12 protein-coding genes are annotated in these 8,828 nt (G+C 68.3%); 1 reads left to right on the top strand and 11 read right to left on the bottom strand.

The features are described 5' to 3' along the window. Positions 1-56: 56 nt before the first annotated feature. The 11 genes from SAZ01S_RS22425 to SAZ01S_RS22475 all read right to left on the bottom strand — a co-directional run bounded on the left by SAZ01S_RS22425 (position 57) and on the right by SAZ01S_RS22475 (position 7,433). Complete coding sequence (locus tag SAZ01S_RS22425) at positions 57-467, bottom strand: hypothetical protein (protein WP_084584558.1); 411 nt, start codon at positions 465-467, stop codon at positions 57-59. A 56-nt stretch (positions 468-523) separates the two neighbouring features. After that, positions 524-1,057, bottom strand: coding sequence for a demethoxyubiquinone hydroxylase family protein (locus SAZ01S_RS22430; protein ID WP_084584559.1), 534 nt, complete (start codon positions 1,055-1,057; stop codon positions 524-526). Continuing rightward, a complete protein-coding gene (locus tag SAZ01S_RS22435) occupies positions 1,054-1,548 on the bottom strand; it encodes a disulfide bond formation protein B (protein ID WP_084584560.1) in 495 nt (164 codons plus the stop codon). The genes SAZ01S_RS22430 and SAZ01S_RS22435 overlap by 4 nt, the downstream gene beginning before the upstream one ends. 8 nt (positions 1,549-1,556) lie before the next feature. After that, positions 1,557-2,885 carry a S41 family peptidase gene (locus tag SAZ01S_RS22440; RefSeq protein ID WP_084584561.1) on the bottom strand — a complete coding sequence of 443 codons (1,329 nt, stop codon included), beginning with the start codon at positions 2,883-2,885 and terminating at the stop codon, positions 1,557-1,559. A 65-nt stretch (positions 2,886-2,950) separates the two neighbouring features. Next, complete coding sequence (locus SAZ01S_RS22445; protein WP_084584562.1) at positions 2,951-4,114, bottom strand: murein hydrolase activator EnvC family protein; 1,164 nt, start codon at positions 4,112-4,114, stop codon at positions 2,951-2,953. Then, a complete protein-coding gene (locus tag SAZ01S_RS22450) occupies positions 4,114-4,536 on the bottom strand; it encodes a 23S rRNA (pseudouridine(1915)-N(3))-methyltransferase RlmH (RefSeq protein WP_084584563.1) in 423 nt (140 codons plus the stop codon). Before SAZ01S_RS22450 ends, SAZ01S_RS22445 begins: the two co-directional genes overlap by 1 nt. 24 nt (positions 4,537-4,560) lie before the next feature. Beyond that, positions 4,561-4,914 carry a ribosome silencing factor gene (rsfS, locus tag SAZ01S_RS22455; protein WP_064310574.1) on the bottom strand — a complete coding sequence of 118 codons (354 nt, stop codon included), beginning with the start codon at positions 4,912-4,914 and terminating at the stop codon, positions 4,561-4,563. A gap of 86 nt (positions 4,915-5,000) precedes the next feature. Beyond that, the gene (locus tag SAZ01S_RS22460) at positions 5,001-5,600 is read right to left on the bottom strand and encodes a nicotinate-nucleotide adenylyltransferase (protein ID WP_084584564.1); all 600 of its coding nucleotides are present in this window, start codon (positions 5,598-5,600) and stop codon (positions 5,001-5,003) included. Further along, positions 5,597-5,881 (bottom strand): type II toxin-antitoxin system RelE/ParE family toxin, encoded by a 285-nt coding sequence (locus SAZ01S_RS22465; RefSeq protein ID WP_084584565.1) that lies wholly within the window; start codon positions 5,879-5,881, stop codon positions 5,597-5,599. The genes SAZ01S_RS22460 and SAZ01S_RS22465 overlap by 4 nt, the downstream gene beginning before the upstream one ends. Beyond that, entirely contained in the window at positions 5,882-6,133 is a 252-nt protein-coding gene (locus SAZ01S_RS22470) for a CopG family ribbon-helix-helix protein (protein ID WP_084584566.1), read from the bottom strand. 31 nt (positions 6,134-6,164) lie between these two features. Continuing rightward, a complete protein-coding gene (locus SAZ01S_RS22475; RefSeq protein WP_084584568.1) occupies positions 6,165-7,433 on the bottom strand; it encodes a glutamate-5-semialdehyde dehydrogenase in 1,269 nt (422 codons plus the stop codon). Positions 7,434-7,481: 48 nt separating this feature from the next. Here SAZ01S_RS22475 and SAZ01S_RS22480 point away from each other — a divergent pair, with 48 nt between their 5' ends. Beyond that, positions 7,482-8,561, top strand: coding sequence for a DUF3667 domain-containing protein (locus SAZ01S_RS22480; RefSeq protein ID WP_084584567.1), 1,080 nt, complete (start codon positions 7,482-7,484; stop codon positions 8,559-8,561). The last annotated feature ends 267 nt before the right edge of the window (positions 8,562-8,828 follow it).

Here is an 8,828-nt window from a genome sequence, read left to right on the forward strand (position 1 = left end):
GGCTGCCGGCGCCCGCCTGGATCACGCGCGCGCCGGTGTGATCGGTCAGGGGCCGATCAGGGCAGCGGCAGCTCGGTTTCGGCCTTCTTCATTTCCCGCCGCTCGGCGCGGGCCGCCGTCGCGCGCTGGACGAAGCAACCGGTGCCGCCACCCGCGCCTACAGCGGAGCAGCTGCCGGTGCCGAAGCTGCCGGTGGTCAGCGCATCCTGCGAGCGCACCGCCCAGGATTGGCCCTTTTGCGGCTCGGTCGGCGTGTTGTCGCGAATGTTCTTGGGAATGCGGAAGCGCTCGCCCTCGTCCAGACGCTGGCAGACGACGATCTCTTCGCCGTTCTTGTTCGTCGGGCACTTGTCGTTGCCGTAGATGATCAGCACGCCGTTCTGCACGGCGTTCTGGGCATGCGCGGCCCCCGGGGCGAGCAGCGGCGCCGCAGCGGCCGCGGTGATGATGGCGATCCTCTTGAGCACGCTGTTCCTCCTGTCCTCGCGCCGAACCATGGATCCCGGCGCCTGAATGGCCGCTGTCAGATTCGCTTCGACACCGCAATGGCCACGCGGCAGCCGGCGCGGATCAGCGCAGAAAGCGCCGGATAGCCGGGCGTGCTTTCGGCACCCGAGGCGATCGCCGTGTCGCGGTGCTCGATCTCCTCATCACGGAATCGCGCGACGGCCTCGCGCAGTTCCGGATCCTCGTCGCCCAGCTGCTCGAGCTGCTGCTGGTAATGGAGGTCGATCTCGGTCTCGATCGCCGCGGTGCAGGCCATCGCCGCCTGCGGCCCCAGCGCGGCGGTGACGACGCCCAGGCCGAATCCGGCGACGTCCCACACGGGCTGGATCAACGTCGGCCGCACGCCGCGCCGGGCGATCATCGCGTCGAAAAAGGCGCGATGATGCGCCTCCTGATTGGCCATGCCGCTGATCGTGCGCGCGGTCGGCGTGCGATCGCCCATCACCGCGAGCTGGCCCGCATAGATGCGCGTCGCGCCATATTCGCCCGCCTGGTCGACGCGAACCATCGCCTCGCGGCTCTCGCGCCGATCCCCCGGTTTCCAGCTCATCGCACCGCCCTCCGCGTTGCGAGCAGCGCGATCACCACCGCGCCGCCCAGCGACAGGAGGGCGTTATACCCCGCCAGGCTGATGCCGAACATCGTCCATTGGGGCACGTCGCAGCGGATGATCGGCGCGCGCAACGCCGCGTTCAGCATCTCCATCGGCGAGCCGGGCTTCGCCGGGGCGGTGCATTTGGTGATGCCCTGCCACCAATGATATTCGGTGCCGGCATGGTAGACGCCGATCGCGCCGCTGATCGCGATCAGCAACGCGGCGAGCAGCACCAGCGCCGCGACCTGCCGCCGCCCGCGGACGAAGAAGGCGAGCAGCGCGACGAGGATCGCGCCGAGATGCGGCCAGCGCTGCCACACGCACATCTCGCACGGCACCAGCCCGCCGATGAACTGGGAGCCGATCGCGCCGCCGAGCAGCGCCAGCGGCAGCAGCAGCGCCAGCCAGCGCGCCAGCACGGGGACGTTGCGCGGCATCCGGCTCATGGAGCGGCTCACTTGCCCGTGCTCGCGGTCGCCGTCCTGCCCAGCCGGGCGATGGTCTGCACCGCATAGGTCAGCTGGAAATCGTCGACGCCCTTCTTCTTCAGCTCGTCGGCGGTGGCGGTGAAGCGCGGATCGATCGTCGTGTCTTCCTCGAGCACGCGGTCGTCGACCTTCTCCTGGTTGATCAGGTGGCGGCGCAGATCGGCCTCGCGCAGCACCGGTCGCGACTTGTAATCGGGATCGGAGAGCTGCGGCACGACGATGTCGGGCTTGATGCCGCCTTCCTGCACCGAATGGCCCGAGGGCGTGTAGTAGCGCGCGGTGGTGAGGCGCAGCGCGGCGCGCTGGCCCATCGGCAGGATCGTCTGCACCGATCCCTTGCCGAAGCTGCGCACGCCCATCACCAGCGCGCGGTGATGGTCCTGCAGCGCGCCGGCGACGATTTCGGACGCCGAGGCGGTGCCGGAGTCGGTCAGCACCACCACCGGCAGGCCCTTGGCGAGGTCGCCCGGGAACACGCTTTCGGCATAATAGCGCTCGATATCGGTCTTCTCGCGACCGCGCTGCGAGACGATCTCGCCATGCGTCAGGAACACGTCGGCCACCGCGATCGCCTCGGTGAGCAGGCCGCCGCCATTTTCACGCAGGTCGACGATATAGCCGAGCGGCTTGTGGCCCAGCTTCTTCTCGATCGCCTGGATGGCGAGCGCGGTGTCGCCACCGGTATGCGCGGTGAAGGTGTTGATGTTGAGGATGCCGACGCCGTCCTTGATCTCCCACTTCACCGGCTTCTGGGTGATGATCTCGCGGGTGAGCGTGAACTGGAGCGGCTTGTCGGTACCCGGGCGGACGACGGTGAGCGCGATCTTGGTGCCCGGCTGGCCGCGCATCTGGGTGATCGCCTCGTCGAGGCTGCCGCCGACGATGAACTTGCCGTCGAGATGGGTGATGAAGTCGCCCGACTTGATCCCGGCCTTCGCCGCCGGCCCGTCCTCGGTCGGCGCGATCACCTTCACCGCGCCGTCCTGCTGGGTGACGGTGAGGCCGAGGCCGCCATAATTGCCCTCGGTCTGGATCTTGAGATTGTCGAAATCGAGCCCGTCGGCGAAGCTGCTGTGCGGATCGAGCGCCGCGAGCATGCCTTCGATCGCGCCTTTGACCAGCGTCTTGTCGTCGACCTTGTCGACATAGTTCGCCTTCACGGTGTTGTAGACTTCCATGAAGGTATCGAGCTCGCGGTAGCTGCTGGTATCGACCCCCGCCATGGCACCGGATGTGATGGGAATGATCGCAAGCGCGCCGACAGCGGCGGAAACCTGAAGAAACGAACGCAGCATCAAGAGACTTTCCGGAAGGGCGATCTGGCTAATGTAGGCGAGGATAACGGGATTTGCACGCGGTGTCAGTCGAGCAATTGGGTTAGGTCCAGCGCCTGGCCGTGGCGGCGCAGCTCGACCGTGACCCGCGGACCTGCCGCGCCGAGCGTCGCGCCTTGCGCCACCCGGGCGCCGGGGCGCACGGCGAGGCGGCCGAGGCCGGAGATCAGGCTGGTCCAGCCCTTGCCATGATCGAGGATGACGACCTGGCCGTACCCCGCAAACGGCGCGGCATAGGCGATGGTGCCGGCAGCGGGCGCAACCACCGCAGCCCCGGGCGGGACGGCGAAGCCGAGGCCGCGGGCGCGAACGCCGGCAGGGGAGAGCTCGCCGAACCCGGTGACCAGCTGGCCCGTGACGGGCAGGCGATAGGGCGGAGGACCGCCTGCCGGGCGCGCCATCGTGGTGCCTGGGCGGGGCAAGGGGGCATGGAGCGGCAGCAGGTCGGCGCGCACCTGCGCGGCGCTTTCGCCGCGATCCTCGTCCGCCGCCAGCTCGCGCGCCGTTTCGCCCAGCGCAAGCGCGCGATCGGATTCGGTGAGCGCATCGCGCCCCAGCGTCATCGCCCGCAGCCGGTGCGCGGATTCGAGCTGCAGCGCCGCCAGCCGCCGCGATTCGAGATCGGCACGGCGCTGGCGAAGTTCGGCGAGCGCCTTTCCGGCGGCGGTACGCAAGGCACGTGAGCGGGCGAGATCCGCGCGCACCCCGGCGCTGCGCGCGCGTATCGCCGGCAACAGGCTGGCGAGCGTCGCGCGGACATGGACGAGATCCTGCGCCGACCCCGGCTGGGCGAGCGCCAGCACCGCCGGCCGCCGCGCCATCGCCTGGAGCGCAGCGACCAGTTCCAGCGCCGGCCGCTGCCGCTCGGCAAAGGCGGTGCGCTGGCGGGCGAGCAGTCGGTCGAGCAACGCCACCCGCGCTTCCGCCGCCGCCTGTTCGGCTTCCGCCGCCTCGATCCGCTTTGCCGCGGCGGCCTGTTCGGCGCGGGCGCGGGCTTCGCCGTCGCGTTCGGCGGCAGCGGCGCGATCGAGTTCCGCCGCGCGCGCCTCGGCCATCCTCGCGGCCTGCGACGCCTCGGTCGCCGTCCGGGCGACCTGCTGGGTGGCATCGGGCTGCGGCTGGGCGAGCACGCCGGTCATGGCAATCGCGACCAGCGCCGCCGCGATGCCGAGGCCACGCGCCGGGCCCATCAGCCCTCGCGGTGATAGGGATGGTTGGCGAGGATCGAGACGGCGCGCCAGAGCTGCTCGGCGAGCATCGCGCGGGCCATCATGTGCGGCCAGGTCGCCTTGCCGAAGCTGAGCAGCATGTCCGCCGCCGCCCGGTCGACATCGTCGAAGCCGTCGGCCGCGCCGATCAGGAAACGCGTCTCGCGCACCCCGTCGTCGCGCCAGGCGCCGAGCCGGGTCGCCAGCGTCTTGGAGGGCAGGTTCTCGCCCAATTCGTCGAGCATCACCACGCGGGTGCCGGGGCTGAGCGCGGGCATCTTGCCGCCGGTATCGGGCAATTCGGTGACGCGCGTACCCCAGGTCACCCGCTTCAGATAGCGGTCGACCAGTTCGGCCTCGGGGCTGCGCCCGATCCGGCCGCGCGCGACGATGTGCAGCAGCATTGCGCGCGGACCTTCGGGATCAGATCAGGCCTGGCCCTCGAACGACCACATCCGCTCGAGATTGTAGAAGCTGCGCACTTCCGGGCGGAACAAGTGGACGATCACGTCGCCCGCGTCGATCAGCACCCAGTCGGCGGCCGGCAGGCCTTCGACGCGGGGCGTGCGACCCTGCTCGGCCTTGAGCTTGTCGGCCAGCTTCATCGCCATCGAGGCGACCTGCCGGGTCGAGCGACCCGATGCGATCACCATGTAATCGGCAATGCTGCTCTTGCCGGCGAGCGGGATCGAGACGGTTTCCACCGCCTGATCGTCCTCCAGCGAGGTGAGCACGAGCCTATGCAGCGCTTCGACGCTGTCGGCGTCGTTCGAACGCTGCATATTGGGGGAAGTGGCCAAGGTTGCTCCTAGTCTAGCGACGGTCTGTGCAAAGGGGGTGGAGACGGCGCCGGGCTCTCCTGTTCCAACTACGGAGAAGACCCGAGGAATCGCCGGTGCCAGGCGGGATCGGCAGCCCGAAGGCGTGTTGCCGACGTCGGATCGGGGCGGAAGCGCAACAGCACAAGTGCCGGCAATCTCCATCGCGTCCAATGTTTCGCCTGGCCTGCGGGCCGCACAGCGCGCCGCAGCCAACCCATTGCAGGACTTGCATGGGCGCCCCTGTCATACCCCGGACGCGCGATAACCGCAATCGGAACCTGACGAGCGATGTGCCGCCACCGTTCCCAGCGATGGAACTGCGCCAGATTGTCCGCGCCCATCAGCCAGATGAAGCGGTGATTGGGATAGAGCCGTGGCAGCTTGGTGAGCGTATCGGCGGTGTAGCGGGTCTTCATCCGCTTCTCGATCGCGGTGGGGCGGATCGGCGCATGCCGCGCCATCGCCCGCGCCGAGGCCATGCGCGCCTTGAACGGCGCCATGCCGGCCTTGTCCTTGAGCGGGTTGCCGGGCGAGACCATCCACCACACTTCGTCCAGATCCAGCGCGCGCAGCGCATGCAGCGACAGCCGCCGATGCCCGCGATGCGCCGGATTGAACGAGCCCCCGAGAAGTCCGATGCGTTTCATTGCCGTCCCGCGAGATCGCGCGCGCCGTGCAACACCCGCAGCACGCGGATGTGATCGGGCGCCACGCGATAGAAGAGGAGATAAGGGGTTTTCGGGACGCGCCACTTTCGACGACCGCGAATGGTCAGCGGCCCGGCTTCCGGCAACTGCGCCAGGAACGTCGCGGCGCTGACGACCCGTTCGACGAGCTCGACGCCAATTGCAGGATCGCCGGCTTGATGATGACGCACGATCGCTTCAAGATCCGCCAGGGCGAGGTTCGCCCATCGAAGATCCGCCATTCAGGCCGCCGTACCGCGCCGCAACTCGGTGACCCATTCCTCCATCTGCGCCTGCGTACGGAATTCGCCGCGATCGATCTGCCGTTCGGCTTCGTCGAGCGAATCGAGCAACTGCGTCTCTGCCGCGACGAACGCCTCGATGGCCTGCGAGACCACCCAGGACCGCGAACGATCCATGCGCTCCGCCAGACGATCCAGCTGATCCGAGAGCGCTTCCGGAACACGGCCGGTAATGACGGCGGTCTTGCTCATGCACCCAATGTATACAAGCGATACAGGAGGTTCAAGGCCGCGCCTGGCCGGTGCCGAGCACCAGCCATTTGTACGTGGTGAGCCCCTCCAGCGCCACGGGCCCGCGCGCGTGCAGGCGGCCCGTGGAAATGCCGATCTCGGCACCCAGCCCGAACTCGCCGCCATCGGCGAACTGGGTGGAGGCGTTCCACATCACGATCGCGCTGTCGACGCCGCGCAGGAACCGCGCGGCGGTGTCGGCATCCTCCGTGAGGATGGCGTCGGTGTGGTGCGAGCCGTGCGCGGCGATGTGCGCCATCGCGCCTTCCACCCCGTCGACCAGCTTCACCGAGAGGATGGCCTCGAGATATTCGGTATCCCAGTCTTCGTCGCTCGCGGGCTGCACGCGCGGGTCGAGCGCCTGCACCTCGGCATCGCCGCGCAGTTCGCAGCCCGCCTCGGCGAGTGCGGCGAGGATCGGTTTCGGATCGGCGAAGCCGCGATCGATCAGCAGCGTCTCGGTCGCGCCGCAGATGCCGGTGCGGCGCATCTTGGCGTTGACCGCGAGCGCCACCGCCATCGCCGGATCGGCAGCACGATCGACATAGCTGTGGTTGATCCCGTCGAGATGGGCGAGCACCGGCACCCGCGCCTCGGCCTGGACGCGCGCGACCAGGCTCTTGCCGCCCCGCGGCACGACCATGTCGATCAGCCCTTCGGCGGTCAGCATCGCGCCGACGGCGGCACGATCGGTCACCGGCACCAGTTGGATCGCGTCGGCCGGCGCACCGGCCTGCACCAGCCCTTGCACCAGCGCGGCATGGATCGCGCGATTGCTGCGGATCGCCTCGGAGCCGCCGCGCAGGATCGCAGCGTTGCCCGACATCAGGCACAATGCGCCCGCATCGGCGGTAACGTTGGGACGGCTTTCATAGATGATGCCGATCACCCCGATCGGCACGCGCACGCGGCGGAGCACCAGGCCGTTCGGGCGGGTCCGTTCGTCGAGCACGCTGCCCACCGGATCCTCCAGCCCGGCCACCGCCTCGATCCCAGAGGCCATGCCCTCGATTCGCTTCGGGTCCAGCAGCAGCCGGTCGAGCATCGCGTCGGACAGGCCGTTTGCCTTGCCGGCGGCCATGTCCTCGGCATTGGCGGCGAGGATCGCTTCTTGGGATGCGCGGATCGCGGCGGCGGCGGCACGCAGCGCCTGCGCCTTGGCCGGGCTTGGCATCGCCGCCAGCACCGTGGCGGCGGCACGGGCGCGGCGGCCCATGTCGGCAATCAGCATCTGGGTGTCGGGCGTGTCACGATCGGCCATGGGGCAGATGCTAGCATGCGATCGGCGAAGCTGATAGCCTTGCGCGCCATGGGGGAAATCGACGCAGCCGGCGAACTGGTGATGGGGGGCCTGCTCGGCCGTGCGGTGGAGCCGCACGCCGGTGCGCGCCAAGGGCATGGGCATGGGCATGGCACGATCTGCCTGAATTGCGGCACGGCGCTGGTCGGCCCGCACTGCCACGAATGCGGACAATCGGGGCACGTCCACCGCTCGCTGGGCGCCATCGGGCATGAGCTGCTGCACGGCGTCGCGCATTTCGAGGGCAAGATGTGGCGCACGCTGCCGCTGCTCGCCTGGCGGCCGGGCGATCTGACCCGCCGCTACATCGCCGGGGAGCGGGCGCGCTTCGTCTCGCCGATGGCGATGTTCCTGTTCTCGATCTTCACGATGTTCGCGATCTTCCAGATTCTAGGCATCTCGACGCCGACCGACCTGGACGGCAACAGCATGAAGCCGACGGTGGCGCTCCAGCATTCGATCGCCAAGGCGGAAGCCACCCGCGCCAAAAGTGCGGCCAAGCTTGCCAAGCTTGATGCGAACGATCCGGATCGCGCCGAACGCATCGCGGACATCGCAAAGGCGGACCGTGACATCGCCGGGTACAGGTCCGCCCTCACGCAGATGCCCAAAGTCATGCGTGACGATGACGACGAGATCAAGGAAGTGCATACCGGCTGGCACACGCTCGATCACGGAATCGAGAAGTGGCAGAAGAACCCGTCGTTGATGCTCTACAAGCTGCAGTCGAGCATCTACAAATTTTCGTGGCTGCTGATCCCGTTATCGCTGCCGTTCGTGTGGCTTTTGTTTTTCTGGAAGCGCCAGTACAAGCTGTACGACCACGCGGTGTTCGTCACCTATTCGATCGCGGCGATGTCGCTGCTGCTCATCGCGATCACGCTGGCGAGCGCGGTGCATGTTTCGAGCAACATACTTGGGACGGTGGCGATGGTGGTGCCGCCGGTGCATATCTGCCGCCAGCTCAAACAAGCCTATCAGATCCGCTGGCGGTCGGCGATCCTGCGCACGATCGTGCTCTTGTGGTTCATCGCGATCATCGCCGCGCTGTTCCTGACGATCCTCGCGCTGCTCGGAATCATGGGGTGATCGCGATCCCGCCCGCCGGGGTGGGGCAATCGCGCACGCGGCGGAGCGACAATAAGCCCCGCCTCTACCAATGTCCTTCCCGCGAAGGCGGGAATCCAGTTGCCTGTGCGCTTGCGGAAAGAACCGCGGCATCAGCGCCAATGGATCCCCGCCTTCGCGGGGATGACGAGGCATTTTGCCCGATGCGATAGCCCTCCCCCGGGTGGGGGGAGGGATCGGTTTATACCCGGCTGCATGGATACCGACTCCTCTAGCCTCTCCCCGTCA

The sequence above is a fragment of the Sphingomonas azotifigens NBRC 15497 genome (assembly GCF_002091475.1).
GTDB classification, from domain to species: Bacteria; Pseudomonadota; Alphaproteobacteria; order Sphingomonadales; family Sphingomonadaceae; genus Sphingomonas; species Sphingomonas azotifigens.

Excerpts from the sequence above, each read along its gene's own strand:
- SAZ01S_RS22450 (WP_084584563.1), bottom strand. The coding sequence starts at position 4,536 with ATGCTGCTGCACATCGTCGCGCGCGGCCGGATCGGGCGCAGCCCCGAG.
- SAZ01S_RS22440 (WP_084584561.1), bottom strand. The coding sequence starts at position 2,885 with ATGCTGCGTTCGTTTCTTCAGGTTTCCGCCGCTGTCGGCGCGCTTGCG.
- SAZ01S_RS22475 (WP_084584568.1), bottom strand. The coding sequence starts at position 7,433 with ATGGCCGATCGTGACACGCCCGACACCCAGATGCTGATTGCCGACATG.
- SAZ01S_RS22470 (WP_084584566.1), bottom strand. The coding sequence starts at position 6,133 with ATGAGCAAGACCGCCGTCATTACCGGCCGTGTTCCGGAAGCGCTCTCG.
- SAZ01S_RS22465 (WP_084584565.1), bottom strand. The coding sequence starts at position 5,881 with ATGGCGGATCTTCGATGGGCGAACCTCGCCCTGGCGGATCTTGAAGCG.
- rsfS (WP_064310574.1), bottom strand. The coding sequence starts at position 4,914 with ATGCAGCGTTCGAACGACGCCGACAGCGTCGAAGCGCTGCATAGGCTC.
- SAZ01S_RS22435 (WP_084584560.1), bottom strand. The coding sequence starts at position 1,548 with ATGAGCCGGATGCCGCGCAACGTCCCCGTGCTGGCGCGCTGGCTGGCG.
- SAZ01S_RS22430 (WP_084584559.1), bottom strand. The coding sequence starts at position 1,057 with ATGAGCTGGAAACCGGGGGATCGGCGCGAGAGCCGCGAGGCGATGGTT.
- SAZ01S_RS22480 (WP_084584567.1), top strand. The coding sequence starts at position 7,482 with ATGGGGGAAATCGACGCAGCCGGCGAACTGGTGATGGGGGGCCTGCTC.
- SAZ01S_RS22445 (WP_084584562.1), bottom strand. The coding sequence starts at position 4,114 with ATGGGCCCGGCGCGTGGCCTCGGCATCGCGGCGGCGCTGGTCGCGATT.
- SAZ01S_RS22460 (WP_084584564.1), bottom strand. The coding sequence starts at position 5,600 with ATGAAACGCATCGGACTTCTCGGGGGCTCGTTCAATCCGGCGCATCGC.